This is a genomic window from Burkholderia sp. IT-111MI5, assembly GCF_949752865.1.
Classification (GTDB): Bacteria; Pseudomonadota; Gammaproteobacteria; order Burkholderiales; family Burkholderiaceae; genus Burkholderia; species Burkholderia pyrrocinia_C.
The window spans coordinates 161,439-187,835 of record NZ_CATKIF010000004.1 but is presented as its reverse complement, the minus strand read 5'-3'; the positions used below and the strand labels follow the sequence as shown (position 1 = coordinate 187,835).

At 68.7% G+C, this 26,397-nt stretch carries 20 protein-coding genes; 7 read left to right on the top strand and 13 right to left on the bottom strand.

Annotation, left to right across the window (positions count from 1 at the left end; all coding sequences use genetic code 11):
- Positions 1–86 precede the first annotated feature (86 nt).
- On the top strand, positions 87–3,659 hold the full coding sequence (locus ACM6JT_RS03910) for an indolepyruvate ferredoxin oxidoreductase family protein (RefSeq protein ID WP_414855992.1): 3,573 nt from the start codon (positions 87–89) through the stop codon (positions 3,657–3,659).
- Positions 3,660–3,744: 85 nt separating this feature from the next.
- Here the strand turns inward: ACM6JT_RS03910 and ACM6JT_RS03905 are convergent, their stop codons facing one another.
- Positions 3,745–5,412 carry a Na+/H+ antiporter gene (locus ACM6JT_RS03905; RefSeq protein WP_414855991.1) on the bottom strand — a complete coding sequence of 556 codons (1,668 nt, stop codon included), beginning with the start codon at positions 5,410–5,412 and terminating at the stop codon, positions 3,745–3,747.
- A 296-nt stretch (positions 5,413–5,708) separates the two neighbouring features.
- On the opposite strand from ACM6JT_RS03905, the gene ACM6JT_RS03900 reads away from it, so the two are divergent.
- From ACM6JT_RS03900 to ACM6JT_RS03890, 3 genes are all read left to right on the top strand, one after another.
- Positions 5,709–6,995 carry an EAL domain-containing protein gene (locus tag ACM6JT_RS03900; protein ID WP_034179193.1) on the top strand — a complete coding sequence of 429 codons (1,287 nt, stop codon included), beginning with the start codon at positions 5,709–5,711 and terminating at the stop codon, positions 6,993–6,995.
- A 33-nt stretch (positions 6,996–7,028) separates the two neighbouring features.
- The gene (locus ACM6JT_RS03895) at positions 7,029–7,271 is read left to right on the top strand and encodes a hypothetical protein (protein ID WP_414855990.1); all 243 of its coding nucleotides are present in this window, start codon (positions 7,029–7,031) and stop codon (positions 7,269–7,271) included.
- 83 nt (positions 7,272–7,354) lie between these two features.
- Positions 7,355–8,080 (top strand): copper homeostasis protein CutC, encoded by a 726-nt coding sequence (locus ACM6JT_RS03890; protein ID WP_414855989.1) that lies wholly within the window; start codon positions 7,355–7,357, stop codon positions 8,078–8,080.
- Between the two features lie 144 nt (positions 8,081–8,224).
- Here the strand turns inward: ACM6JT_RS03890 and bioB are convergent, their stop codons facing one another.
- From bioB to aceK, 9 genes are all read right to left on the bottom strand, one after another.
- Positions 8,225–9,244 carry a biotin synthase BioB gene (gene bioB / locus ACM6JT_RS03885; protein WP_034179184.1) on the bottom strand — a complete coding sequence of 340 codons (1,020 nt, stop codon included), beginning with the start codon at positions 9,242–9,244 and terminating at the stop codon, positions 8,225–8,227.
- Between the two features lie 41 nt (positions 9,245–9,285).
- Positions 9,286–10,005 (bottom strand): dethiobiotin synthase, encoded by a 720-nt coding sequence (gene bioD / locus ACM6JT_RS03880; protein ID WP_034179183.1) that lies wholly within the window; start codon positions 10,003–10,005, stop codon positions 9,286–9,288.
- Positions 10,002–11,192 carry an 8-amino-7-oxononanoate synthase gene (gene bioF / locus ACM6JT_RS03875; protein ID WP_034179182.1) on the bottom strand — a complete coding sequence of 397 codons (1,191 nt, stop codon included), beginning with the start codon at positions 11,190–11,192 and terminating at the stop codon, positions 10,002–10,004. The genes bioD and bioF overlap by 4 nt, the downstream gene beginning before the upstream one ends.
- Positions 11,189–12,535 carry an adenosylmethionine--8-amino-7-oxononanoate transaminase gene (gene bioA, locus ACM6JT_RS03870; protein ID WP_414855988.1) on the bottom strand — a complete coding sequence of 449 codons (1,347 nt, stop codon included), beginning with the start codon at positions 12,533–12,535 and terminating at the stop codon, positions 11,189–11,191. The genes bioF and bioA overlap by 4 nt, the downstream gene beginning before the upstream one ends.
- A 492-nt stretch (positions 12,536–13,027) precedes the next feature.
- Positions 13,028–14,302 carry a dienelactone hydrolase family protein gene (locus ACM6JT_RS03865; RefSeq protein ID WP_034179180.1) on the bottom strand — a complete coding sequence of 425 codons (1,275 nt, stop codon included), beginning with the start codon at positions 14,300–14,302 and terminating at the stop codon, positions 13,028–13,030.
- Positions 14,303–14,409: 107 nt separating this feature from the next.
- A complete protein-coding gene (locus ACM6JT_RS03860) occupies positions 14,410–14,847 on the bottom strand; it encodes a YchJ family protein (protein WP_034179179.1) in 438 nt (145 codons plus the stop codon).
- Between the two features lie 39 nt (positions 14,848–14,886).
- Positions 14,887–15,564 (bottom strand): SDR family oxidoreductase, encoded by a 678-nt coding sequence (locus ACM6JT_RS03855; RefSeq protein ID WP_034179178.1) that lies wholly within the window; start codon positions 15,562–15,564, stop codon positions 14,887–14,889.
- Between the two features lie 90 nt (positions 15,565–15,654).
- Positions 15,655–16,422, bottom strand: a complete 768-nt coding sequence (can, locus tag ACM6JT_RS03850) for a carbonate dehydratase (protein WP_034179177.1) — start codon at positions 16,420–16,422, stop codon at positions 15,655–15,657.
- Positions 16,423–16,478: 56 nt separating this feature from the next.
- Entirely contained in the window at positions 16,479–18,296 is a 1,818-nt protein-coding gene (gene aceK / locus ACM6JT_RS03845; protein WP_034179176.1) for a bifunctional isocitrate dehydrogenase kinase/phosphatase, read from the bottom strand.
- 303 nt (positions 18,297–18,599) lie between these two features.
- On the opposite strand from aceK, the gene ACM6JT_RS03840 reads away from it, so the two are divergent.
- The 3 genes from ACM6JT_RS03840 (at position 18,600) to ACM6JT_RS03830 (ending at position 21,823) form a co-directional block, all read left to right on the top strand.
- A complete protein-coding gene (locus tag ACM6JT_RS03840) occupies positions 18,600–19,676 on the top strand; it encodes an MBL fold metallo-hydrolase (RefSeq protein ID WP_414855987.1) in 1,077 nt (358 codons plus the stop codon).
- Between the two features lie 76 nt (positions 19,677–19,752).
- Positions 19,753–21,540 (top strand): SWIM zinc finger family protein, encoded by a 1,788-nt coding sequence (locus ACM6JT_RS03835; RefSeq protein WP_414855986.1) that lies wholly within the window; start codon positions 19,753–19,755, stop codon positions 21,538–21,540.
- A 28-nt stretch (positions 21,541–21,568) separates the two neighbouring features.
- Positions 21,569–21,823: a DUF6429 family protein gene (locus tag ACM6JT_RS03830; protein ID WP_217590910.1), complete on the top strand. Its 255-nt coding sequence runs from the start codon at positions 21,569–21,571 to the stop codon at positions 21,821–21,823.
- Positions 21,824–21,830: 7 nt separating this feature from the next.
- Here ACM6JT_RS03830 and ACM6JT_RS03825 read toward each other — a convergent pair whose 3' ends face one another.
- From ACM6JT_RS03825 to ACM6JT_RS03815, 3 genes are all read right to left on the bottom strand, one after another.
- Positions 21,831–23,480, bottom strand: a complete 1,650-nt coding sequence (locus ACM6JT_RS03825) for an ABC-F family ATP-binding cassette domain-containing protein (protein ID WP_414855985.1) — start codon at positions 23,478–23,480, stop codon at positions 21,831–21,833.
- 189 nt (positions 23,481–23,669) lie between these two features.
- A complete protein-coding gene (locus ACM6JT_RS03820; protein ID WP_034179173.1) occupies positions 23,670–25,265 on the bottom strand; it encodes an ABC transporter substrate-binding protein in 1,596 nt (531 codons plus the stop codon).
- 344 nt (positions 25,266–25,609) lie between these two features.
- On the bottom strand, positions 25,610–26,383 hold the full coding sequence (locus tag ACM6JT_RS03815) for an SDR family oxidoreductase (protein ID WP_034179172.1): 774 nt from the start codon (positions 26,381–26,383) through the stop codon (positions 25,610–25,612).
- Positions 26,384–26,397 lie beyond the last annotated feature (14 nt).

The window sequence follows — 26,397 nt, the reverse complement described above, 5'->3', positions numbered from 1 at the left end:
GAGCCATTCGCTGGCGCCGATCACGCGTCGTCCGACGCCCCGCCGCGCAGCCCAGAACAGCACAGCACAATCAGGAGACTTCCCCCATGACCGCCCGCTTGCCCGTCGACGGCCCGCCCGCCCTGTCCGACTACCGCCTGACCGACAACCTGACCGCGACGCGCGGCCGGATCTTCCTGACCGGCACGCAGGCGCTGGTCCGCCTGCTGCTGATGCAGCGCACGGTCGATACCGAACAGGGGCTCAACACGGCCGGCTTCGTCAGCGGCTATCGCGGCTCGCCGCTCGGCATGGTCGATCAGCAGTTGTGGAAAGCGCAGAAACTACTCGACGGCAGCGGCGTGCGCTTCCTGCCCGCGATCAACGAGGAACTCGGCGGCACGGCCGTGCTCGGCACGCAGCGTGTCGAGGCCGATCCCGAGCGCACGGTCGAGGGCGTGTATGCGATGTGGTACGGCAAGGGCCCGGGCGTCGATCGCGCCGGCGACGCGCTGAAGCACGGCAATGCGTACGGTTCGTCGCCGCACGGCGGCGTGCTCGTCGTCGCGGGCGACGACCACGGCTGCGTATCGTCGTCGATGCCGCACCAGAGCGACTTCGCGATGATCGCGTGGCACATGCCGGTCGTGAACCCGGCGAACATCGCCGACATGCTCGAATTCGGCCTGTACGGCTGGGCGCTGTCGCGCTACTCGGGCGCCTGGGTCGGCTTCAAGGCGATCTCGGAAACGGTCGAGTCGGGCTCGACCGTCGATCTCGACGCGCTGCAGACGCAGTGGCCGGCGCCGACCGGCTTCACGCCGCCGCCGGGCGGCCTGCACAACCGCTGGCCCGACCTGCCGAGCCTCACGATCGAGGCACGTCTCGCCGCGAAGCTCGACGCGGTGCGCCATTTCGCGCGCACCAACAGCATCGACAAGTGGATCGCACCGAGCGCGCAGGCGAACGTCGGCATCGTCACCTGCGGCAAGGCGCACCTCGACCTGATGGAAGCGCTGCGCCGTCTCGACCTGACGGTGGCCGACCTCGACGCGGCCGGCGTGCGGATCTACAAGGTCGGCCTGTCGTATCCGCTCGAGATGACGCGCATCGAGACCTTCGTCGACGGGCTCGCCGAAGTGCTCGTGATCGAGGAGAAAGGCCCGGTCATCGAGCAGCAGATCAAGGATTACCTGTACAACCGCACGGAAGGCCCGCGTCCGCGCGTGCTTGGCAAGCACGACGCTGCCGGCGCCTGCCTGCTGTCCGAGCTCGGCGAGATGCGCCCGTCGCGCATCCTGCCGGTGTTCGCCGAATGGCTCGCGCGGCACAAGCCGGCGCTCGACCGCCGCGAACGCGTCGTCGATCTCGTCGCGCCGCAGATCCTGTCGAACGAGGCCGACGCGGTGAAGCGCACGCCGTACTTCTGCTCGGGCTGCCCGCACAACACGTCGACGAAGGTGCCGGAAGGCTCGATCGCGCAGGCCGGCATCGGCTGTCACTTCATGGCGTCGTGGATGGAGCGCGACACGACGGGGCTGATCCAGATGGGCGGCGAGGGCGTCGACTGGGCCGCGCACGCGATGTTCACGAACACGAAGCACGTGTTCCAGAACCTCGGCGACGGCACCTACTTCCACTCGGGGATCCTCGCGATCCGCCAGGCGGTCGCCGCGAAAGCGAACATCACGTACAAGATCCTCTACAACGATGCGGTCGCGATGACGGGCGGCCAGCCGGTCGACGGCAGCATCTCGGTGCCGCAGATCGCGCGGCAGGTCGAGGCGGAAGGCGTGTCGCGCTTCGTCGTCGTGTCCGACGAACCGGAGAAGTACGACGGCCATCACGGGCTGTTCCCGAAGGGCACGACGTTCCATCACCGCAGCGAGCTCGACACGGTGCAGCGCGAGTTGCGCGAGACGCCGGGCGTCACCGTGCTGATCTACGACCAGACCTGCGCGGCCGAGAAGCGCCGCCGCCGCAAGAAGGGCGAATTCCCCGACCCGGACAAGCGCCTGTTCATCAACGAAGCGGTGTGCGAAGGCTGCGGCGACTGCGGCGTGCAGTCGAACTGCCTGTCGGTCGAGCCGCTCGAGACGCCGCTCGGTCGCAAGCGCCGCATCGACCAGTCGTCGTGCAACAAGGACTATTCGTGCGTGAACGGCTTCTGCCCGAGCTTCGTGACGGTCGAAGGCGCGGCGCTGAAGAAGGCCGCGGGTGCCGCGTTCGACGAAGCGGCGCTCGCCGTGCGTGTCGACGCGCTGCCGGTGCCGGCGACGCATCTCGATGCGGCGCCGTTCGACATGCTCGTGACGGGCGTCGGCGGCACGGGCGTCGTGACGGTCGGCGCGCTGATCAGCATGGCCGCTCACCTCGAAGGCAAGAGCGCATCGGTGCTCGACTTCATGGGCTTCGCGCAGAAGGGCGGCTCGGTGCTGTCGTTCGTGCGGATCGCCGCGAGCGACCGATGGCTGAACCAGGTGCGCATCGACACGCAGCAGGCCGACGTGCTGCTCGCGTGCGACATGGTCGTCGGCGCGAGTGCCGAAGCGCTGCAGACGGTGCGTCACGAGCGTTCGCGGATCGTCGTCAACACGCACCGGATTCCGAACGCGTCGTTCGTGCAGAACCCCGACGCGAACCTGCACGCTGACGCGCTGCTCGAGAAGATGCGTCACGCGGCCGGCGACGGTTACCTGTCGAGCTGCGATGCGCAGGCGCTCGCTGCGAAGTTCCTCGGCGATTCGATCGGCGCGAACATCCTGATGCTCGGCTACGCGTGGCAGCTCGGCCTCGTGCCGGTGTCGCTCGCCGCGATGATGCGCGCGATCGAGCTGAACAACGTCGCGGTGCCGATGAACAAGCTCGCGTTCTCGATCGGCCGGATGGCGGCCGGCGATGCGGCGGGCCTCGATGCGTTGTGGAACGCGCGTCATGCGGTGGCCGCGCACGCCGCGCCGGAAACGCTCGCCGAGCTGATCGCCGATCGCGAAGCGCGTCTCGACGCGTACGGCGGCGCGCGCTACGTCGAGCGCTACCGTGCGCTCGTGAGCGCGGCGGCCGCGAAGGGCGATGACGCGCTGACGCGCGCGGTCGCGACGACGTTCTACCGGCTGCTCGCGGTAAAGGACGAATACGAGGTCGCGCGGCTCTACGCGGACGATGCATTCCGCACGGCGCTCGAAGCGCAGTTCGAAGGCGTGCCGGGGCAGGCCTATCGCGTGAAGTTCAACCTTGCGCCGCCGACGGTCGCAAAGGCCGGCAGCGACGGCAGCGTGCCGAAGAAGCGCGTGTTCGGCCAGTGGATGTGGCCGGTGTTCGGCATGCTGGCGCGCGTGCGCAGCCTGCGCGGCACGTGGCTCGATCCGTTCGGCCGCACCGTCGAGCGCAGGATGGAACGCGCGCTCGCCGACGACTACGAGACGACGCTCGCCCGAGCGCTCGCCGCGACGACGGCCGGCAATGCGGCGCAGGTCGCGCAGCTGGCCGACCTGCACGCCCGCGTGCGTGGCTTCGGTCACGTGAAGGTGCGCAACCTGGCCGGCGTGAAGCGCGCGGAGCGCGAGCTCGCGCTGCAGCTCGGCATCGACGCGGCGACGAGCGCGGCCGTGCAGCACGCGCTCGACGAGATGAAGGGCGCGGGCATGCTGAAGGGGATTCCGGTCGTCGTCGCGAAGTAACACGAACGCGGACGGATGTGAAAACGGCGACGCATCGGCGTCGCCGTTTTTTATGGGAGGTTGCTTCCGGGCATCGAACGGCCCGTCAGAGAATGCCTTTCTTGCGCGTCGACAGCACGGTTTCCGACAGGTCGATCTCGCGGATCAGCTTCGTCAGCGTCTCGTCGGAAATCTTGCTCTCGCTGCGCAGCCGGTACAGCACCGAGCGTTCCGCGCGCACGGCCGCGATCCGCATCTGCAGCTCCATCGTCTCGGACTGCTTCGCTTCCGCGCGCGGCGTGGGGCCGTCCTCGGCAAGCGCGGTGAGCCGGCGGCGATACTGGTCCATCACACGCGCCGAGATGTCCGCGCAGCGCGCGGCGCCCGATTCGTCGAGATCGGCCGAGATCGCGTCGTGCGACGAGTCGATCGCGCGGATCGCGGCCTGCGCGGCGGCTGCGCGCGCGGCGCGCTCCTCGTCGGCGAGCGGGTTGCGCGACGAGCGCACGCCGCGCAGCAGCAGCGGCAGGCCGATCACCGCGACGACGAGCGAGCCGAGGATCACGGCCGACGCGACGAAGATCGCGGTGTCGCGCCCCGGCAGCGGCGCGCCGTCGGCGAGTGCGACCGGGATCGACAGCACGCCGGCGAGCGTGACCGCGCCGCGCACGCCGCCGACCGTCATCACCGCGATCGTGCGCACGCCGGCCATCGTGCCGGCGAGGCCCTGGCGCGCCGCGCGGCGGCTCGCGAACCAGCGCAGCAGCCAGACCCACAGGAAGCGGATCGCATACAGCGCGAGCATCATCGCGCACACGTTGAAGATCATCCGGCCGACCAGCGCGTCGCTCGTATGGTGCGCGTCGACGAGCGCGCGGCCGATGATGTGCGGCAACTGCAGCCCGAGCATGATGAACACCATGCCGTTGAACACGAACTCGATCATCGCCCACGTGCTTTCGGCGCGCACGCGCGACGCGACGGTGCTTTTGCGCGAGAAGCTCGTGTAATTCATCATCATCCCGGCCGACACGGCCGCGAGCACGCCCGACAGGTCGAGATGCTCGGCGAACAGGTAGGCCGCGAACGGCACGAGCAGCGTCATCACGATGCCGGGGGCCGGGTCGCCTTCCTGCTCGGCGTTCAGGAAGCGCGTCGACAGCGCGCTGAACACCCACGACACGATCGCGCCCGTCGCGAGCCCGCCGGCGGCGACGATCACGAACGTGACCGACGCGGCGCGCAGCGAGAACACGCCGGTCAGCGCGGCCGCGATCGCGAACTTCAGCGCGACGAGGCCCGACGCGTCGTTCATCAGCGCCTCGCCTTCGAGGATGTGCATCAGTTGCGGCGGGATTCTGCCACGGCCGGCGATGCCCGACAGCGCGACCGCGTCGGTCGGCGACAGCACGGCCGCGAGCGCGAACGCGATCGGCAGCGGCAACTCGGGAATCAGCCAATGCGCGAAGTAGCCCACTGCGAGTACCGTCATGAACACGAGCCCGAATGCGAGCATCAGGATCGCGCGGCGCTGCAGGTACAGCTCGCGTTTCGGAATTCGCCAGCCGTCCGCGAACAGCAGCGGCGGGATGAACAGCAGCATGAAGATTTCGGGATCGAACGTGACGTGCAGGTTGAACTTCGGCCATGCGAGGATCGCGCCGAATGCGATCTGCATCAGCGGCAGCGGCAGTTGCAATGGCAGGTTGCGCGTGACGGCGCCGGACAGTGCGACGGTCAGCAGCAGGATCAGGACGGTGAAGACGATTTCCATCGATACGGCGAATGCGGGGAATGAAACGATCGTACGGAGTGTAGCGTGCCGCAATGACGGCTGCGCTCGAGCGGCCGGTGCGTGCGCACGGAAATGGTGCGTCGGACGCGCGCCACGCTGGTGCGGCAGCCCCGCGCACCCGCGCGGCGTATGGGTTGTTCGCCCCTTGCACGGAGCTTGCTTGATGCTGGGCAGCCGTCCGGCACCGACCGGACAACCGAGGGTCCAACCAAGACATTGCACGCGCCGTCCGTTTCGTCGGTCGGCGCGTTCGAGTGCTTCACCAGGAGGAAGGCATGACGATCGTGCAACAGGAGCGTCCGGCCGCCGCGTCGCCGTACCGTTTCGAGCGGGAGATGAGCTCCGGCCTCGAGCGTCTGGCGACGCAGCATCGCGACCTGACGCTCACGACCGTGTTCCAGCCGATATTCAGCCTGTCGCACCAGCGTGCGGTCGGCTACGAGGCGCTGTTGCGCGCGCACGATGCGCTCGACCGCCCCGTGTCGCCGCTCGACGTGTTCGGCGAAGCCGCGCGCCAGGGCGAATTGCTGCAGCTCGACCGGCTCGCGCAGGCGCTGCATCTCGAGAACTTCGCGCTGTTCGGCGCCGAGCGCGAGTGGCTGTTTCTCAACGTCCATCCGGGCGTGCTCACCGACCCGTTCCAGGCGGCCGCGCTGCTCGCGAACCTGAAGCGGCTCGGCATGCCGCCGCGCCGCGTCGTGCTCGAAGTGCTCGAACAGCGCGCGGATGACGTCGAGCGGCTCGCCGAGGCCGTGCGCGAATTCCGCACGCACGGCTTCCTGATCGCGCTCGACGATTTCGGCGCAGGCCACTCGAACCTCGAGCGGATCTGGCAATTGAACCCGGACATCGTGAAGCTCGACCGCATCATGCTGTCTCACGCGGCGCACCGCACGGGGCTCACCGCGATCCTGCACGGGCTGGTGACGCTGCTGCACGAGGCCGGCAAGCTCGTGCTCGTCGAAGGGATCGAGACCGAGCACGAGGCGCAGATCGCACTGTCGTGCGAGGCCGATTTCGTGCAGGGCTACTACTTCGGCCGCCCGGCGCCGGGGCTGCCCGACAGCGCGGCCGCGACGGCCTGCATCGGCGAGTTGACCGAGCGCTTTCGTCAGCAGACCGAAGCGCGCGAGCGGCGCGACGCGCAGCGAATCGCGCCGTACCTGCGCGCGTTCGAGCGCGCGGCCGAGCGTCTCGCGGCCGGCGAGACGCTCGACGAGGTGTGCTGGAACTTCCTCGCGCTCGATGCCGCCGCGCGCTGCTTCCTGCTCGACGCGCAGGGCCGGCAGTCGGGCCGCAACGTCGTGCTGCGCGCCGATCGCGCGCTGAGCGAGGCGCGCTTCTCGCCGCTGGCGGACGCGCAGGGCGCGAACTGGCTGCGCCGGCCGTATTTCCGCTCGGCGATTGCCGAGCCGGGGCGCGTGCAGGTCACGCGGCCGTACCTGTCGATCAACGAGGCGCAGCCGTGCGTGACGCTGTCGGTGGCCGTACGCGTCGGCGATGCGCAGCGCGTGCTGTGCGGCGATATCGACTGGGTCGACGACGAGGCGGACGCCGGCTAGCGCAGCGTGCACTTACTGCATGTGGCGGTTGCATTGACCCGATGCGCCGGCGCGGGCCGGCCGCGTGCGCGGGGCGCAGGCATCGCGCTGCTCGTCGCGACCGCGGCCACCGCGCTCGGGATGATGGGCTGGGCGTCGCTGTTGCTGGCGCCGGGGATCGTAGACGTGATGCAGCAGGGCGTGGACGTGAACGCGCGGATGTTCCGGTTCGCGCCCGGTGCCGTGGTGACGGCGTTGTCCGCGCTGGCCGGCGTCTGGCTCGTGGGGCGCGGCTGATACGCGCGGCGGCCGGCACGCTGGCGCCCGTCGCGCCGCTCGGCTAGGATGCGCGAATTGTCCTGACGAATCGCGAGCCGCCGATGAACCGAAACGCTGCTTCCTCCGTCCTCCTCGAAGTGATCGCCACGACCGTCGGCGATGCGAAGGCCGCGGCCCGCGCGGGCGCCGACCGCCTCGAACTCGTGACCGCGATCACCGAAGGCGGGCTAACGCCGAGCGTCGGCCTGATCGAGGCCGTCGTGGCCGCCGTGCCGATTCCCGTCAATGTGATCGTGCGTCCGCACAGCCGGTCGTTCGTCTACGACGCCGACGATCTGCGCGTGATCGAACGCGACGTGCGCGCGGCCGTCGCGGCCGGCGCGAACGGCGTCGTGTTCGGCGCGCTCGACGCGCGCGGCGACGTCGATCTCGGCGCGCTGGCGCGCATCGCCGCCGCCGCGGATGGCCGCGCGCTGACGTTCCACCGCGCGTTCGACGTGTCGCGCGACCTCAACGCCGCGTTCGATGCGCTGCTGCGCGTGCCGGCCGTCACGTCGGTGCTGACGTCGGGCGGCCATCCGTCGGTGCTCGACGCGGCCGCGACGATCACGCGGATGGTGCGGCAGGCCGAAGGGTCGACGTGCACGGTGCTCGCCGGCTCGGGGCTCACCGTCGATGCGGTCGGCGATTTCGTCCGGGCCACCGGCGTGCACGCCGTGCATTTCGGCTCGGGCGTGCGGCCGCGCGGCGAGGTGCTGGCGCCCGTCGACGCACAGCTCGTCGAGCGGGTGCGCGCGGCGCTCGACGGCGCGGCGTCGCACGTGTGACGCTCGATTGCGTGCGCAGGCGCGTCGCGAAGACCGTGATCCGAGCCGCGAAAACCAACGCGGTGCAGACGATCGGATACAAAAAAGCCGGGGCATGCCCCGGCTTTTTCGTTCGCAGGCGCAGCCCGCCGGCCGCCGTTTCGCTTACGCGTTGTCCGACAGCGCGTCGGCCTGGCTCGCGCGGATGCCGAGGCGCTCGAACAGCGCGCGGTCGCGCTGCGTCTGCGGGTTGCTCGTCGTCAGCAGCTGGTCGCCGTAGAACATCGAGTTCGCGCCGGCGAGGAAGCACATCGCCTGCATCGCGTCGTCGAGCTGCTCGCGGCCGGCCGACAGGCGCACGACTGCCTTCGGCATCGTGATGCGCGCGACCGCGATCGTGCGCACGAACTCGAACGGGTCGAGCGGCGCGGTGCCTTCGAGCGGCGTGCCTTCGATCGCGACGAGGTTGTTGATCGGCACCGATTCCGGATACGGGTTCAGGTTCGCAAGCTGCGAGATCAGGCCCGCGCGCTCGCGGCGCGACTCGCCCATCCCGATGATGCCGCCGCAGCACACGTTGATGCCCGCGTCGCGCACGCGGTCGAGCGTGTCGAGGCGGTCCTGGTACGTGCGCGTCGAGATCACCTGGCCGTAGAACTCCGGCGACGTGTCGAGGTTGTGGTTGTAGTAGTCGAGGCCCGCGTCGGCGAGCTGCTGCGCCTGTTCGTCCTCGAGCATGCCGAGCGTCATGCAGGTTTCGAGGCCGAGCTCCTTCACGCCGCGCACCATCTCGGTCAGCGCCGGCATGTGGCGCTCCTTCGGGTTGCGCCACGCGGCGCCCATGCAGAAGCGGCTCGCGCCGTTCGCCTTCGCCGCGCGCGCGGCGTCGAGCACCGTGTCGACGTCCATCAGCTTCTCGGCCTTCAGGCCCGTGTCGTGATGCGACGACTGCGAGCAGTAGCCGCAATCTTCCTCGCAGCCGCCCGTCTTGATCGACAGCAGCGTCGACAGCTGCACCGCGTTGGCATCGAAGTGCTCGCGATGCACCTGCTGCGCGCGGAAGATCAGGTCGTTGAACGGCAGAGCGAACAGCGCGACGACGTCGGCGACGCGCCAGCGCTGCGGGGCCGGTGCGGCCACGGGAATCGCGTCGGGTTGCACGGCGGCGGTCTGGGCTTGGGTCATTTCGTTTTCCTGTCCTGGGCGGGATTGGGGGATCGGTTGGGTCAATGCTGCGCGGCGCGCAGCGACTCGACGAGCGCGGCGATGTCGAGCATCGCCGCGGCGGATTCGGGAGCGGCCGGGCTCAGGTGCGCGATGCGGCCGAGCAGCGGCGCGCGATGCTCGCGCGCGAGCCAGTCGCGGATCGTCGCGACGTTCTCGTCGGCGAACGACATCGCCGGGTCGACATGGTTCGCGACCCAGCCCGCGAGCGTGAGGCCGCGTTGGCGAATCGCGTCGGCCGTCAGCAGCGCGTGGCTGATGCAGCCGAGCCGCACGCCGACCACCATCACGACCGGCAGGCCGAGTGCGACCGCGAGATCGGCCGTGTCCTGCGTGTCGTTCAGCGGCACGCGAAAGCCGCCGACGCCTTCGACGACGACGATGTCCGCGCGCGTCAGCGCTTCGCGGTGGCACGCGACGATGGTGTCGAGGTCGAGCGTCACGCCTTCCTGCGCGGCGACGATATGCGGCGCGGCCGGTGCTTTCAGCAGGAACGGCGTGCGCAGCTCGGGCGGCAGCACGACGTTTGCGGCCGCGTCGAGCTGGTCCGCATCCTCGTTGCGCCAGATGCCGTCGCGCTCGTACGCGCCGGCCGCGACCGGCTTCAGCGCGGCCGCGCGCAGGCCGTGCCGCGCGAAGCCGTGCAGCATCGCGGCCGACACGAAGGTCTTGCCGATTTCGGTGTCGGTGCCGGTGACGAAGAGCGAGAGCGGGAGAGTCATGCAGCTGCCTCGCTGGCTTCGATCAATGCGGTTTCGAGCCGCGCGAGATCGTCGAACGAATGCGCGGCCGACAGCGACACGCGCAGCCGCGACGTGCCGGCGGGCACCGTCGGCGGCCGGATCGCGGGCACCCACAGGCCGTGCGCGTCGAGCGCGCGCATCGCGGCGAGCGTCGCGTCGTTGCTGCCGATCACGAGCGGCTGCACGGCCGTGTGCGAATCGACCGGCTGCCAGCGCGTGTTGCGCAGCAGCGCGCGCGTGCGCTCGATCAGCGCGGCGAGATGCGCGCGGCGCGCGTCGCCTTCGTCGCCCGCGATCACCTTCAGGCTGGCCGATACCGCATGCGCGACGGCCGGCGGCGCGGCCGTCGTGAAGATGTAGCTGCGCGCGCGCTGGATCAACCATTCGATCACGGTCTCGTGCGCGATGACGAACGCGCCCGCGACGCCGGCCGCCTTGCCGAGCGTGCCGACGTAGACGAGATTCGGCGAACGCAGCGCGGCGGCCGCGAGTGCGCCGCGGCCCTGCGGGCCGAGCACGCCGAAGCCGTGTGCGTCGTCGACGACAAGCCATGCGCGGTGGCGTTCGGCCAGCGCGACGAGTTCGGCGAGCGGCGCGACGTCGCCGTCCATGCTGAACACGGTGTCGCTGACGATCAGTTTCGTTTCGGCATCCGATGCTTCGAGCAGCGCGGCGAGCGCGGCCGTGTCCGCGTGCGGGTAGACCTGCACGTTCGCGCGCGACAGCCGCATGCCGTCGATCAGCGATGCATGGTTCAGCGCGTCGGAGAAGATCGTCGCGCCTTTGCCGGTGAGCGCCGTCATCGCGGCGAGGTTCGCCATGTAGCCGGTGCTGAAGTACAGCGCGCGCGGCGCGTCGCAGAAGCCGCCTGCGAAGCCCGCGAGTTCGTCCTCGAGCTTTGCATGCGCGCGCGAATGGCCGCCGAGCAGGTGTGAGCCGCCGCTGCCGGAGCCGTAGCGCTGCGCGCCTTCGGCGAACGCGGCGACGAGCGCCGGGTGCGCGGCGAGGCCGAGGTAGTCGTTGCTCGCGAAACCGACGATCTCGCGGCCGTCGACGGTCATGCGCGCGTCGCACGCGGTGTCGGCGATGCGGCGCACGCGACGCAGCCCTTGCGCGTCGAGATCGGCGAGGCCGCGCTGCAGCGTGTCGAGCAGGGGCGTCGTCATTGCATGATCTCCGCGAGCGTTGCGTCGAGCGTGTCGCGCGTATGCTGCGCGAGCCACGCGATGTCGTCGTCGCTCATCACGTACGGCGGCATCAGGTACACGGTCGTGCCGATCGGGCGCAGCAGCAGCTCGCGCTCGAGCGCGCGTTCGAAGAAGCGCCGCGAGAAGCCGCGCGCCGCGTCGCCGTCGAGCGCGACGTCGAATGCGAACAGCGTGCCGCGTTCGCGCAGGTGGCGCACCTGCGGGTGCGCGTCGAGCGGCGCGAGCGCGGCGCGCATCGCGGCCGACTTGCGCGCGTTTTGCGCGAGCACGTCGTCGCGCGCGAACAGGTCGAGCGTCGCGACCGCCGCGCGGCACGCGAGCGGGTTGCCCGTGTACGAATGCGAGTGGAGGAAGCCGCGCGTCGTGTCGTCGTCGTAGAACGCCGCGAACACATCGTCTCGCGTGAGCACGAGCGACAGCGGCAGGTAGCCGCCGCTGATGCCTTTCGACAGGCACATGAAATCGGGCCACGCGCCGGCCTGCTCGCACGCGAAGAAGGTGCCCGTGCGGCCGCAGCCCACCGCGATCTCGTCGGCGATCAGGTGCACGCCGAATTCGTCGCACAGCGCGCGCAGCCCGCGCACGTACGACGGATCGTGCATCGCCATGCCGGCCGCGCACTGCACGAGCGGCTCGACGATCAGCGCGGCGATCCGGTCGCCGCGTTCGACGAACAGGCGCCGCACGTCCGCGAGCGCGCGGCCCGCGACATCGGCGGCCGTCTCGCCCGGCAGCGCGCCGCGCGCATCGGGCGACGCGACGACGTGTGCATGGCGGATCAGCGGGTCGTACGCATCCTTGAACAGCGCGACGTCGGTCACGCCGAGCGCGCCGATCGTCTCGCCGTGATAGCTGTTCGCGACGCAGACGAATTCCTGCTTGTTCGCGCGGCCGCGGTTGCGCCACGCGTGGAAGCTCATCTTCAGCGAGATCTCGACGGCCGACGCGCCGTCCGACGCGAAGAACGCATGGCCGAGCGTGCGCTCGGTGAGCGCATGCAGCCGCTCGGCGAGCTCGATCGCGGGCTCGTGCGTGCAGCCGGCGAGCATCGCGTGCTCGAGCGTGTCGAGCTGGTCCTTCAGCGCCGCGTTGATGTCCGGGTTCGCATGACCGAACAGGTTGACCCACCACGAGCTGATTGCGTCGAAGTAACGACGGCCTTCGCGGTCGTACAGCCACACGCCCGCGCCGCGCGCGACCGGAATCAGCGGCAGGCGCTCGTGGTGCTTCATCTGGGTGCAGGGATGCCAGACCGCGCGCAGGCTGCGCGCGACCCAGTCGTCGGTGGCTGGCGTACTCAAGGCAACTCCGAAGGGTAAAACGGCCGCGCGGCATCGACGGGATGCCGCGCGGCAGATTCCAAAACGCGCTGAGATTAGCGTGTTCCGCGACACGTTGCACTAGCGGTTACAAACGCCGCAAAGCCTTGCCGGGCGGGAGTTCGGCGCAGATCGGCGCTGCTCGGGACGGTACGATCCAGATGCCCAGAAATGTGCGCAGATGACGACGTTCGAGTGACACCCCCCGGCAGAAAAAAATCGCGGGACGGGGCGCGATGCGATCGCGAAAAATCGGGGATCGAAGGGGGCCGGCAAAACGGGGCGGCGCCACGCGCGAACCGCGGCAGCGGAATGGTCTGCTGAATTCGGGGGGATCAGGCTGCCGGAACGGCAGGCGATGGCGTGATGGCGCGATTGCGCGAATACGGCGACGCGCGATGCGATCGCGCACGGAAGAACGGGGCGGGAAGCGGAAGGGAAGCGAATAAGGCGCGGCGGGCGGCCCGCCGCGCGTCAGCGCGAAGCCAGCGCGTGCGTATCGGTGTCGTGCGTGCTGCCGTCGCCGTTGTCGGCCGTTTGCGTCGTGTTCGCGTTCCACACGACGCGGTCGTTGACCGCATACAGCCGGCACGCGCCTGCGCCCTGTTTCGCGCAGTTGTCGAGCGCGAGCGCCATCGGGTCGTCGCCGCCTTCGGCCCACGACCACGCGCCTTCCGACGACACCGCGAACGCGCGGCTCGGATGCTGGTTCAGGAAGCGGCGATAGCCTTCGCGGCCGGCTTCGTCGACATACGGCACCGCGTTGACCGCGTCGATGGCCGCATAGCCGGTGGCCTTCGGTTCGTGCGGGTTCGCGACCGCGTAGCGTACCGAGGTCGGCAGGTTCAGTTTCTCGAGGAACGCGTTGACGGCCGGCCACCAGACCGGCACGCCGTCGCGATCGACGATCAGCCGGTGCGCGTCGTCCTTGTAGCGCCCGAAATCGATGAACTGGGCCTGGGTGCCGTGCGACACGTACGCGTCGTGCATTTGCGCGACGAGCGCGGGCGTCCACACCGAATCGTTGTCGCCGTACAGCCACAGCGACCGCACGGCCGTGCGTGCGCCGTATTGGTCGAAGGCATCGACCAGGTTGCGCTGCCAGCCGTCGCACAGGTCCTGGCGCAGCCCGCCGGAGAAGTTGATGATGCCGCGCACGCCCGGTGCGGCTTCGGTGCCGTACGCGACCGACGCGAGGCCGCCGTGCGACGTGCCGGCGACGACGATGCGCGACGCATCGACATACGGCTGGCGCGACATGTAGCGCACCGTCGCGTCGACGTCGGCGGCCTGCGCGAGGCCATTCTTGCCGACGTTGCAGCCTTCCTGCTGATAGGTGCCGCCCGAGCCGGCGAAGCCCTGGCGGTTCGGCGCGATCACCGCATAGCCGCGGCGCACGAATTCGCGTGCGAACGCGAGCGGCCGGCTGCGCGGCTGCAGATGGAGATCGCCGGTGTTCTTGCCGTGGTTGAAGACGACGAGCGGGAACGGGCCGGGGCCGTCCGGCTTGAAGAGCGTCGCCTCGAGCGTGACGGAGCCCGAAGCATCGGCCGGAATGCGGAGGATCTGTTCGTTGAGGCCGGCCGCGACCTGCGGCAGGTTCGAGCCGCCGTAATCGAAGCGTTCGGCGTGGGCGAGCGAGCCGCTGGCGGTGCCGGCACCCGTATTTGCGTTCGGCAGCGTACCGGCCTGAGCGGCCGACAGCGCACCGGCCGCCATCCATCCCACCAATATCTTGCTGAACGCCATTCGTAAGCCCTGCCATGCAACATGACCAATCTGACAGCCATCCTAGCCTGACAAAATCGGGTTGTGCAATGCGGGAATTACCCGGCGTCTGACATGGCAACTATTTGTCAGCGGTCGCTTACTTCGCCGTCGACATAGCGCCAGAAACCGTGCTCGTCGCGCTCGAAACGGCTCGTCTCGTGGAGCCGGTAAGCACGTCCGCCAACCTTGTAGCGGGCCACGAATTCGACCTCCGCGTGCCGTTCGTCGAGCGGCACATGGCGTTTTACCGCGAGGCCGAGCCAGCGCGGCGCGTCGGGCGCTTCGGGATCGGTGTCGAGATCGGGCGGGCAGGTGCGCGCGGCCCACGTCGCGCGCAGGTAGCCGGTCGCGCCGAGCACGTACGCGCTGTACCGCGAACGCATCAACTCGAGCGCCGTCGGTGCGGCTTCGCCGCCGTCGATGAAGCGGCCGCAGCAGGCCGCATAGCGCGGGGCCGGCGCTTTGCCGGCGGGAGCAGGGGACGCGCCGCCGCACGGGCACGCGTCAGGTCGGTTCAAAATCATGCGAAACGGGAATTAACGACGCTCGGTTGTGATCGCGGCTCACCAGCTCAGCTCGATGCCGTCGTACTGGAAGAAACGGCCGTTTGCCTGCGACACGTCGGCGCCGGCTTCGGCGATCACGCGGCGCATGCCGGTCACGCTGGTTTCCGGATCGATCGCGGCCTGCGCGCCGCCCATGTCGGTGCGCACCCAGCCGGGGTGGAGCGAGATGCACGCGGCGTGGCGCGTCTGCAGCGACGCGATGCGCAGCACGTCGTTCAGCGCCGCCTTGCTCGCGCGGTACAGCCAGCCGGTCGTGCCGGTCGCCTCGGCGATGCTGCCCATCCGGCTCGACACGACGGCCAGCACGCCGCGCGCATCCTCGACGAGCGGCAGCAGGATCGGCAGCAACTGCATCGGCCCGCGCACGTTCGTATGCATCACCGCGTCGAAATCCTCGGCGGTGATCGTCTCGACGCCTTCGGTGCGCGGCCCGTAGACGCCCGACACGAGCACGGCCGCATCGAGCCGTTCGCCGTCGAGCTTCCAGCCGAGCGCCGCGATCTGCTCGGGCTGCGCGATGTCGAGCGCATGCGCCTGCGCGCCGAGCGCGCGCAGCGCGGCGAGCGACGCGTCGTCGCGCGCGGTGGCGATCACGTTCCAGCCGTCGCGCCGGTATTGCCGGACGAATTCGCGGCCGAGGCCGCGCGATGCGCCGACGATCAGTACGGTTTTCATGTTCGCCGCTCCTTTGCAGTGCCGTGGTGACGGCGTCAGGTCAGTTCGATGCAGGCTGCCGTTGCGTCGCCGCCGCCGCGGAGCGCGTGCTTACTCCGCGTCCGTGCAAGGCTTCAGCGTATCGACCACCGCCTGCGCGACTTCGTTCATTTGCGCGGCATCGGCGGCGACCATGTCGTTGTCGGGCGCATGCTGGCCGCCCGCGGTCAGCGCGGCGACGCAGCGCTTGTAGGTTTCGTCGAGCGCTTCGAAGTTCGACACGGCCATCCCGAGGTTGCGCATCCGGCCGTCGTGCACACCGTACACGAGCCCGTGCACGGTGAGCGACTGGCCGCGTGCCCATGCGTCGTTGACGATCGTCGTGCGGCACACGTTGACGACCTGTTCGATCGCGTTCAGCTCGATCAGGCGGCGATAGCGTGCCTCGCCCACCGGCCATTCGTCGAGCAGCGCCGCATGGCGCTCGCGCACGTCCTGCACGTGATGCAGCCAGTTGTCCGCGAGGCCGACGCGGCGGTTGTGCAGCGCCGCGTTCACGCCCGAGCAGCCGTAGTGGCCGACGACCATGATGTGCTTCACGCGCAGGATGTCGACCGCGAACTGGATCACCGACAGGCAGTTCAGGTCGCTGTGCACGACGACGTTCGCGATGTTGCGGTGGACGAACACTTCGCCCGGCGGCAGGCCGATGATCTGGTTCGCGGGCACGCGCGAATCCGAGCAGCCGATCCACAGATATTCCGGCGCCTGCTGGTCGGCGAGGCGCGTGAAGAACTCGGGGTCGTCGGCGAGCTTGCGCCTGACCCAGGCGTCGTTGTTGTCGAACAGGTGCGAGAGCGGGTTGACTGGAGTGTTCATCGGTGTGGATTCCGTTTTCGGAACTCGGGTCGATATCGGGTTCGGTGTAACCGGCGTCAGGCGGCGCGCTGCGCGTCGCCTTCACCGTCGTTCTGGTCCGTCGCGCCGAAGCGCTCCGGGTAGCGCACGCAAAAGCGCAGCGCGACGTCGTACGGATGAAAATCGGGCAATTCGCCCTGCAGCAGCTTGTCCTTGCTCGTCTGCCACAGCACGGGGTCGAAAAAGTCCGCGTGATGCTTCATGAATACGTCCCGCACGCGCGGGTCGCCGAGCAGGAACGGCCCGTAGGTCTCCGGAAAGATGTCGTGCGGGCCGACGGTATACCACGGTTCGCCGGACAGCTCGTCTTCCTCGTTGCGCGGTGCCGGCACGCGGCGCACGTTACAGTCGGTCAGGTACTCGATCTCGTCGTAGTCGTAGAACACGACGCGGCCGTGGCGCGTGACGCCGAAGTTCTTGTACAGCATGTCGCCGGGGAAGATGTTCGCCTTCATCAGCTCCTTCACCGCGTTGCCGTACTCCTTCACGCCGTGCTCGATGTCCGCGTCGGTGCCGTTCTGCAGGTACAGGTTCAGCGGTGTCATCCGGCGCTCGATGTACAGGTGCTTGATCACGAGATTGTCGTCCTCGTATTCGAGCAGCGACGGCACTTCCTTCTCGAGCTCGCGCACGAGCGCATGGTCGAGCCGCGCGAGCGGCAGCGCGACGCTCGAATACTCGAGCGTGTCGGCCATCCGTCCGAGGCGGTCGTGGCGCTTCACGAGCTGGTACTTCTCCATGATCTGCGCGCGCGTCGTTTCCTTCGGCGGCGGGAAGTGATCCTTGATGATCTTGAACACGTACGGGAACGACGGCAGCGTGAACACGAGCATCACGAGGCCCTTGATCCCGGGCGCGACGATGAAGCGGTCGCTCGAGTGCGACAGGTGATGCAGCAGGTCGCGGTAGAACAGGTTCTTGCCCTGCTTCTGCAGGCCGACCGACGTGTAGATCTCCGCCTTCGGCTTGCCGGGCATGATCGTGCACAGGAAGTCGACATACGCGGACGGCACGCCCATGTCGACCAGGAAATACGAGTGCGAGAAGCTGAAGATGATCTGCAGCAGGTCGCGGCGCAGCAGCACGGTGTCGAGTGCGAGCAGGCCCGGGCGCACGTGGCGGATCGGCACCGCGAACGGCAGCACGCGGTCGGCATTGATGATGCGGCCGACGATGTACGCGCTCTTGTTGCGGAAGAACAGCGACGACAGCACGTGGATCTGGAAATTCGGCGCTGCGTCGAAGTGGCCGAATTCGTCGTGGATCGCCTGCATCACGCACGCGGTGTCGCGCGAGAGATCCTCGAACGGCGGGTCGAGCTGGAAGTTCGTGACGATGCGCTCGAGCGTGACCGCGAGCCCGTCGGTGCCCGGGTAATACGCGCGGTAGGTCGGTTTCGCGGCCGGCTCGTCGTTCTCGAGATATTCGGTCGAGATCGCCGGGCGCACGAAGATGAAATCGTTGTTGAAATACGAGCGGTGCAGGATCTTGCAGCACACCGAATTGAAGAACGTCTCCGCGCACTCGGGCTGGCGGTGCGACGTGAGCAGGCCGATATAGTGCAGCTTGATCTGCTGCCAGACCTCGTCGTCGATGTTCTCCGCGTCGTATTCGTCTTCCAGCACCTCGACGCACTCCTGCACGCGATCGTCGTACGACGTGATCCGTTCGCGTGCGAGCCGCTGCAGCCCGTGCCAGTCGGCGCGCTCGTACAGCGTCTTCGCCTCGACGGCCGCTTCGCGGAAGATCCGGTAGTGGCGGTCGAAGTTTTCGAGCATCGTCTGCGCGACGTCGAAACCGATCTGCGAAGACAGCAGTTTGGGGAAGTGATTCATTGCGTGCAGGCTCGTTCAGGAGGGGCTGTAAGCACTCGCCATTTTAGCGCCCAAGCGGGCGGATCAAAGACTTTGCGGCGACGCGTGGCCGGCCGGCAAGCGGCGGGTTATCCGTCGTTGGGCGCCGTTCGGTGCATCTTCGCGTAAAGATACGGGTACGGAACCGATTCTGACACGAACTTTTTTGACGGGCCGGCGGCCGCCGGGCACGCGTTTCGCGCGACGGCGATAGAATCGACGCACCGCCCGCCGCGGCCTGCCGCCGGCGCGCATTCGCACCGATAACGACGAGACGCCCCACCGATGAACGCACTGGAACACCAACTCGACTATCCCTTCGCCGACACGTTGCCCGCCGCGGGCGACACGTTCGAGGTCGCGCCCGGCGTGCGCTGGCTGCGCATGCCGCTGCCGTTCTCGCTCGATCACATCAACCTGTGGCTGCTGCGCGACGAGATCGACGGGCAGGCCGGCTGGACGATCGTCGATTGCGGGATCTCGTCGGATGCGATCCGCACGCACTGGGAGCAGATCTTCGATACGCATCTCGACGGCCTGCCCGTGCTGCGCGTGCTCGTCACGCACTGTCACCCCGATCACTTCGGGCTCGCGAACTGGCTGTGCGAAGGCGGCGACAAGGGCCGCTGGAACGTGCGGCTATGGATGACGCTCGGCGAATACATGTTCGGCTGCCTGATGGCGGCCGGCAACGGCTCGAACGCGGGCGGCGCGGCCGCCGCCGATCATTTCGCGCGCCACGGGCTGACCGATCCGGCCGCGCTCGACAAGCTGCGCAACCGCCGCAGCTACTACTCCGATCTCGTGCCGGCCGTGCCGCCGCGCTACCGGCGCCTGCGCGAAGGCGATGCGGTGACGATCGGCGCGCGCACTTGGCGCGTCGTCACCGGCTACGGCCATTCGCCTGAACATTGCGCGCTGCACTGCGAAGCGGACGGCGTGCTGATCTCCGGCGACATGGTGCTGCCGCGCATCTCGACGAACGTGTCCGTGTTCGACCTCGAGCCGGAAGCGAACCCGCTCGCGCTGTACCTGCAGTCGCTCGGCCGCTACGAGACGATGGCGCCCGACACGCTCGTGCTGCCGTCGCACGGCAAGCCGTTCCGCGGTGTGCGCACGCGCATCGTGCAACTGCGCGAGCACCACGACGCGCGGCTCGACGAAGTGCGCGTCGCGTGCGCGGAGCAGCCGATGAGCGCGGCCGACATCGTGCCGATCATGTTCCGGCGCCGCGAGCTCGACATCCACCAGATGACGTTCGCGCTCGGCGAGGCGCTCGCGCATTTGAACCTGCTGTGGCTCGCGGGGGAACTCGTGCGCGAGCAGGGCGACGACGGTGTAATCCGATTCGTGCGGCGTTGAGCATGTGCGCAGGCGGTAGCGCGTCCGGCGCTTTTGTAGAATTCCCGGGATCCGGACTCGATACTCGTCGCACCCCATGCCAGGTAATGTCTCCCTCTCCGATGTCATCACGCTCGCGGAAATCCGGGCCCTGGCCGACCCGAAATCCTTCGAACGCGGCAAGGCCTACTATCACGACGGCGCGGTTTCGCGGCTGATCGAAAGCAACGGCGAACTGTCGGCGACCGTGCGCGGCACGTATCGCTATCGTGTCGAATTCGCGGTGGGCGACGACGGCACACTGGCCTACGCATGCAACTGCCCGGTAGGCGATGATGGCGCTTTCTGCAAGCATGCGGTGGCCGTTGCATTGTCGTGGCTCGAAAACAGCGGCGAGGAAGTCTTTCACGACGAGGCGCTCGAACAACCGGCGCGTCCGCGACGCAAACGCAAGACCCATGCGGAACTGATTCACGACTATCTGAATACGCTCGACGAGGATGCGTTGCGGAGCTGGCTGCTCGACGCGGCCGAGCGCGATCGGTCATTGCGCGACAGGCTGCTGTTCGACGCACGTGCCGCGAATGCCGGCGATGCGGCAAGCCTGCGCGCCGCCGTCCGGCAATTGACGCGCGTGTCGCGGCCGCTCGGCTGGGATGAAGCGCACACGTACGGCGAAGCCCTCTTCGAAGTGGCCGACATGCTGCGGCGGCAGTTGGCGGGCCCTCATGCCGTGCAGGTGGTCGAGCTGGCAGAACTGGCGATTGCGGACGCGGAAGCGAGCCTCGAACAGATCGACGACTCGGACGGCAGCGTGGCGCCCGGCATCGGCGAACTCGCCGATGTGCACCTCGAGGCATGCATCCGGACGCGGCCGGAGCCGGTGAAACTGGCCGAACGCCTGTTTCGCCTGCAGGTCGGGGGACAGTGGGACACGTTCCGCGGCGTGCTGCCGGCCTATGCGGAGCCGCTGGGCGACGCGGGATTGAGCCGCTACCGGGAACTGGTCGAGCATCAATGGGCCACGCTGCCTCCGCTGCCGGCCGGGCGGGAGGATCGGCGCGCGTTCGATTCGGTGCGCTCGAATCTCGAGCATGCGATGGAATCGCTGGCGAGGCACGACGGCGACGTCGACGCGCTGATTCGCATCTGGTCGAAGGATCTGTCGGCGTCGTACCGATTCGCGCAGATCGCGGAATTGTGCGCGGAGCATGGCCGTTTCGACGAAGGGCTGGCGTGGGCCGAACGCGGGATGCGCGAAACGAAGGACCGGCACGACGATCGTCTGCTGGGTTTCTGTATCGACGAGTATGTGCGCCGGCGCGCATTCGATCGGGCGGACGAACTCGCGTGGCAACGCTTCGCGTACCATCCGACGGCAGACGCATTCCGGGCGCTGATGAAGGTTGCGAAGGCGACGAAGCGACGCGACGCCGTGCAGGAGCGGGCGATTTCGCATCTGTTGTCGCTTGCCCGGGCGCGGGAAACCCCGGGGCGGGCGATCCCGGCTGCACGGCGCTGGGAACCGCCGCCGCGTACCGAACTGGTGAAGCTGCTGCTCGCGGAGCAGAACGATGCCGCCGCGTGGGATGCGTTTCTCGGCGGGCCGGTCGAGGTCGATGTCTGGCCGGCGATGGCGGCGGCGCGCGCGAAGACGCATCCGGAGGACGCGATCGCCGTTTATCACCGGTATCTGCCGTTCGCGGTTGATCATGGCGCCGGCAGCGCGCGGTACGACCAAGCGTTCGGTGTCGTGCGCGATATTCGCGCGCTGCGGGCCGCGCATCGCCAGCAGGCGGCATTCGAAGCGGAGCTCGAAGAGATCCGCAAGACCTACCGCGCGAAGCGCAACTTCATCAAGCTGCTCGCGACGCTCGGTTCCTGACCGGGCGATCGGATCGGAGGAAATGGCGATGAAGATCGATCTCGACGCCGTTGACGACGCCGTTCTGGCGCTCTTTCATTTGACCTTGCACGATCGCAATCGCGCGTGGAAAACCTTCGATTGGGACGTGCTGAACCGGTTGCATGAACGCGGACTGATCGGCGACCCCGTCAACAAGACGAAATCTGTCGTGCTGACCGACGAGGGCCTGCGGGAATCGGAGCGGCTCTTCACGCAGCTGTTCGTCGATTCCGGCGGCACGCCGACAGACGATTCGCGATGATCTTCAGTTAGACAACGGGTTCGTAGCGCCACCCGTCGCGATGCCATTGCATCGTGTGCGTCGGTTCGAGCGCCGCGAGAAACGCGGTGTCGTGCGACGCGACCACGATCGCGCCCGGGAAGCCGGCCAGCGCGGCTTCGATCGCGCGCACCGATTCGAGATCGAGGTGATTGGTCGGCTCGTCGAGCAGCAGCAGTTGCGCGGGCGTGCCGCGCCACAACGCACACGCGAGCGCGGCCTTCAGCCGTTCGCCGCCGCTCAGTTGCCGCGCCGGCTGCGTCGCGCGTGTCGCGTCGAGCTGCAACAGCGCGAGGCGGCTGCGCAGGTCGCCTTCGGCGAGCGGCGTATCGAGCAGCCCCAGTTGCTCGACGATCGAGCGGTCGGGATCGAGCAGCGCGAGCCGCTGGTCGAGATACGCGGCGCTCACGTGCGTCGTGCATGTGCCTGAACGCGGCGCGAGTTCCCCCGCGAGCATCCGCAGCAACGTCGATTTGCCGCAGCCGTTCGGGCCCGTCAGCGCGATGCGCACGACGCCGCTTGCCGACCACGTGATCGAATCCGAATCCGCATCGCCGGCCGCGCGCCACGGCAGTTGCGCGCGTTCGAGCGTGAACAGCTGGCGGCGCGCGCTGACCTCGGTGCCCGGCAGCGACACGAGCACGGGCGCATCGGCTTCGACGCGCGCGGCCGCCTGCTGCACGCGTTCGTCGAGCGTTGCCTTGAAATCGTACTGTTGGCGCCGGACCTGTCCCATGATGTTGCGCGCCGCACCCTTGCGGCTCTGTTTTGCCCCCGACGACAGGTTGGCCGTCTTCGCATCGCGCAGCGAGCCGGCTGCGTGACGCTGAATCGTGTCGTGTTCCTGTTCGAGCCTGCGCTTCACGCGCCCGCGCTCGGTGCGCGCATGATCGAGTGCCGCCTGCGCGGCGTCCTGTTCCGCGCCGCGCTGCGCGCGGTAGAGCGCGTAGTTGCCGCCGTACGAGCGTGCGCCTTGCGGTGTCAGCTCGACGATGCGCTGCACGTCGGCGAGCAGCGCACGATCGTGGCTCACGACCACGAGCCCGCCGCGCCAGCCGTCGAGCGCCGCGCGCAGCCATGCACGGCCCGGCGCGTCGAGATGGTTGGTCGGTTCGTCGAGCACGAGCAGGCCGGCGCCGGACAGCAGCGCGCCGATCAGCGCGACGCGCGCGAGCTGGCCGCCGCTCAGCGCGTGTGCGGGCGTGTCGGGCCGCACATCGTGCAGGCCGGCCGCGTCGAGCGCCGCGCGCAGCCGCTCGGCGAGATCCCAGCGATCGCCGATCAGGTCGAAGTCGTGCGGCTCCGCGCGGCCGTTCGTGAGACGCGCAAGCGCGCCGAGCGGCGCATCGAGCGCGGCGATCCGCGCGACGGTCCGCGGGCAGGCCGCAGCGTCGTCGTTGTGCTGCTGCGCGACGTAGGCGACCGGCACATGCCGGTCGATCGTCCCCGAGCTCGGTGCGCAGCGGCCCGCGATCAGTTGCGCGAGCTGGCTCTTGCCGATGCCGTTGCGGCCGACGATGCCCGTCGGCGTGCGATCGATGGAAAGGTCGAGCGAATCGAACAGCGTGAAGCCGTCGTCGAAGCGGAAGGAAACGTGATGAAGCGCGACGAGCGCGCCGGTGGGCGTGGCTGCAGCCATAAGCACCTCCGAAAATGCGTGAAGACCTTCGCGCGGCGTGCATGGCACGGCGGCGAAAACATTTTGGGAAGGCTTAGTTGTTCACTTTGGCTGGCGTCCGGTATGAGGAATAGGGGCGGAGTGTAGCAAGCGGGGTGCGCGGGCCGCAAGCGAGCGGCGCGAACGCCGTCGCTTGCGCGCCACGCGCGGTTACTGCACGGCGACCGCCGTGAAGTTCTGCCGTCCGAACGGGCTCACGCGATAGCCGCTCACGTTCGCGCGCGTGAGCGCCGCGGCGGTCGGGTAGCCGAGCGGGATCCACAGCGCCTGGTCGTGGATGATCTTCTGCGCGGCTTCATACAGCTTCGTGCGCTTGGCCTGGTCGGCGGTCGACTTGCCGTCGACGATCAGCTTGTCGAGCTGCGCGTCGCAGAAGCGCGCGAAGTTGATGCCCGACTTCACCGCATTGCAGCTGAACTGCGGCGACAGGTAGTTGTCCGGATCGCCGTTGTCGCCGGCCCAGCCCATGAACAGCATGTCATGCTGGCCGAGCTTCGCCTGCTTGATCAGCTCGCCCCATTCGATCACCTTCACGTCGGCCTTCACGCCGATCTTCGCGAGGTCGGCCTGCAGCAGTTCCGCGCCGACCTTCGGGTTCGGGTTCAGCACGCTGCCGGTCGGGCGCGTCCAGATCGTCGTCGAGAAACCGTTCGGGAAGCCGGCCTGCGCGAGCAACTGCTTCGCCTTCGCGGGATCGTACGCATACGGCGCGACGTCCTTCGCGTAGCTCCACGTGTTCGGCGGATACGGGTTGTTCGCGGCCGTCGCGGTGTTGTCGAACACGACCTTCAGGTAGGTCGCACGATCGAACGCGAGGTTCAGCGCCTCGCGCACCTTGTCGTTGTCGAGCGGCTTCTTCTGCGTGTTCAGCGCGACGAACGCGGTCATGAACGCGGGCGTCTGCACGACCTTCAGCGCGCTTTCGCCCTTCGCGGCGAGCACGTCCTGCGGCTTCGGCGACAGCGCGATCTGGCATTCGCCGGCCTTCACCTTCTGCAGGCGCACCGACGGGTCGGGCGTGATCGCGTAGATCAGCCGGTCGACCTTCGGCTTCGCGCCCCAGTACGTCGGGTTCACGTCGTAGCGGATCAGCGCGTCCTTCGTATAGCTCTTCAGCACGAACGGGCCCGTGCCGACCGGCTTCGCGTTCAGGTCGGCCTGCTTGCCGGCCTTCAGCAGCTGGTCCGCGTATTCGGCCGAGTAGATCGACGCGAAGCCCATCGTCAGGATCGGCACGAACGTCGCGTTCGGCTCGTTCAGCACGAACTTCACGGTGCTGTCGTCGACCTTCGTGACCGACTTCACGAGCTTCACGAGGCCCATCGACTGCGCGTGCGGGAAGCCGCTCGCGCCGGCCACCTTGTGCCACGGGTTCGCATCGTCGAGCATCCGCGTGAACGTGAACACGACGTCGTCCGCGTCGAGCGCGCGGCCCGGCTTGAAATAGTCGGTGGTCTGGAACGCGACGTTCGGGCGCAGGTGGAACGTGTAGGTGAGGCCGTCGGCGCTCGCGTCCCATTTGTCGGCGAGCGCGGGCACGACCTTTTTCGCGGCTTCGTCGTACGACACGAGCGTGTTGAAGATCACGTCGGCCGATGCGTTGGTCGTGACGAGCGAGTTGTACTGCACGACGTCGAAGCCGTCCGGGCTCGATTCGGTGCAGACGGTGAGCGGCTTGGCGGCGGCGAGGCCGGGGGCGGCGAGTGCGGCGGCGACCGCGGCCGCGGCGAACAGCTTGACGTGCATAGGATCTCCCACGTGGCTTGTGCTTTTGCTTGGTGACGGGATGCAGGCGCGGCCCGGAAGCGGGCGGGCCGGCGCGGCTGGCGAACAGCATAACGTCAAAGCGTGCGGCGCGTGAAAAAAGGCGCCGGAACGCAGCGAATTGACCGAAAAACGGCTGCGTTCGCGACGGAACGGGTGTTGATGCGGCGGAAGGTGCTGCGGAGGCGGCGGGTGGGGAGGGGAGGTCGCGGCGCGTCGGCGCGCGCGGCGGGATCTGCGCGGCCGCCGCAGGAAGTGCCGCGAAATCGAAGCTTCGATGCGGCGATGCGGCCCGGCGCGTGTTACACGGGCCGGCCGCCGATTCGTCAGTGCGCGCCGGCCTTCGGCTTGCGCGGCGCCTTCTCGAACAGGCGGTCGTACAGCCAGCGCGGCAGCACGTGCAGCACCTTCGCGACGACGCCCATCTGCCACGGAATCACGCGGAACGCGTGCTGCCGCGCAATCGCTTTCGCCGCGCGCGCGGCGAAGCGGTCGGCGTCCATCAGGAACGGCATCCGGTACGGGTTGTGCGCGGTCATCGGCGTGCGGATGTAGCCGGGTGCGATCGTCACGACGCCGACGCCGGCCGGGCGCAACTCGACGCGCAGCGATTCGAGATACTTGATCGCGGCCGATTTCGACGCGCTGTACGCGCCGGAGCCGGGCAGGCCGCGCACGCCGGCGACGCTCGCGACGCCGACCAGCGTGCCGTGGCGCGCAGCCGTCATCGGGCCGACGAACGGCTCGAACGTCGCGACCATCCCGTAGTAGTTGATGTCCATCACGTTGCGGAACGTCGCGAGATCGCCCTGGCCCGTGACGGCACCCTGGCTGATGCCCGCGTTCGCGATCACGACGTCCGGGCAGCCGTGCGTCGCGATGAACGACGCGGCGGCCGTCGCGAGCGCGTCGGCATCGCGCACGTCGGCGGAGTAGACGGAGATGGACAGCTTGGGGAAGCGCCGCGCGAACGCATCGAGCGCGTCGGTGCGTCGCGCGACCAGCGCGAGCGTGGCGCCCTGGCGGGCGTATTCCTCGGCCATCGCGAGGCCGAGGCCGCTCGACGCGCCGGTGATGAAGACCTTCAGCGGAGTAGTCATGCCGGCGCGCGGGC

Bases quoted from the DNA above. Each gene is read 5' to 3' on its own strand.
- ACM6JT_RS03910 (WP_414855992.1), top strand. From the start codon at position 87: ATGACCGCCCGCTTGCCCGTCGACGGCCCGCCCGCCCTGTCCGACTAC.
- ACM6JT_RS03905 (WP_414855991.1), bottom strand. From the start codon at position 5,412: ATGGAAATCGTCTTCACCGTCCTGATCCTGCTGCTGACCGTCGCACTG.
- ACM6JT_RS03900 (WP_034179193.1), top strand. From the start codon at position 5,709: ATGACGATCGTGCAACAGGAGCGTCCGGCCGCCGCGTCGCCGTACCGT.
- ACM6JT_RS03890 (WP_414855989.1), top strand. From the start codon at position 7,355: ATGAACCGAAACGCTGCTTCCTCCGTCCTCCTCGAAGTGATCGCCACG.
- bioB (WP_034179184.1), bottom strand. From the start codon at position 9,244: ATGACCCAAGCCCAGACCGCCGCCGTGCAACCCGACGCGATTCCCGTG.
- bioD (WP_034179183.1), bottom strand. From the start codon at position 10,005: ATGACTCTCCCGCTCTCGCTCTTCGTCACCGGCACCGACACCGAAATC.
- bioF (WP_034179182.1), bottom strand. From the start codon at position 11,192: ATGACGACGCCCCTGCTCGACACGCTGCAGCGCGGCCTCGCCGATCTC.
- ACM6JT_RS03865 (WP_034179180.1), bottom strand. From the start codon at position 14,302: ATGGCGTTCAGCAAGATATTGGTGGGATGGATGGCGGCCGGTGCGCTG.
- ACM6JT_RS03860 (WP_034179179.1), bottom strand. From the start codon at position 14,847: ATGATTTTGAACCGACCTGACGCGTGCCCGTGCGGCGGCGCGTCCCCT.
- ACM6JT_RS03855 (WP_034179178.1), bottom strand. From the start codon at position 15,564: ATGAAAACCGTACTGATCGTCGGCGCATCGCGCGGCCTCGGCCGCGAA.
- can (WP_034179177.1), bottom strand. From the start codon at position 16,422: ATGAACACTCCAGTCAACCCGCTCTCGCACCTGTTCGACAACAACGAC.
- aceK (WP_034179176.1), bottom strand. From the start codon at position 18,296: ATGAATCACTTCCCCAAACTGCTGTCTTCGCAGATCGGTTTCGACGTC.
- ACM6JT_RS03840 (WP_414855987.1), top strand. From the start codon at position 18,600: ATGAACGCACTGGAACACCAACTCGACTATCCCTTCGCCGACACGTTG.
- ACM6JT_RS03835 (WP_414855986.1), top strand. From the start codon at position 19,753: ATGCCAGGTAATGTCTCCCTCTCCGATGTCATCACGCTCGCGGAAATC.
- ACM6JT_RS03830 (WP_217590910.1), top strand. From the start codon at position 21,569: ATGAAGATCGATCTCGACGCCGTTGACGACGCCGTTCTGGCGCTCTTT.
- ACM6JT_RS03825 (WP_414855985.1), bottom strand. From the start codon at position 23,480: ATGGCTGCAGCCACGCCCACCGGCGCGCTCGTCGCGCTTCATCACGTT.
- ACM6JT_RS03820 (WP_034179173.1), bottom strand. From the start codon at position 25,265: ATGCACGTCAAGCTGTTCGCCGCGGCCGCGGTCGCCGCCGCACTCGCC.
- ACM6JT_RS03815 (WP_034179172.1), bottom strand. From the start codon at position 26,383: ATGACTACTCCGCTGAAGGTCTTCATCACCGGCGCGTCGAGCGGCCTC.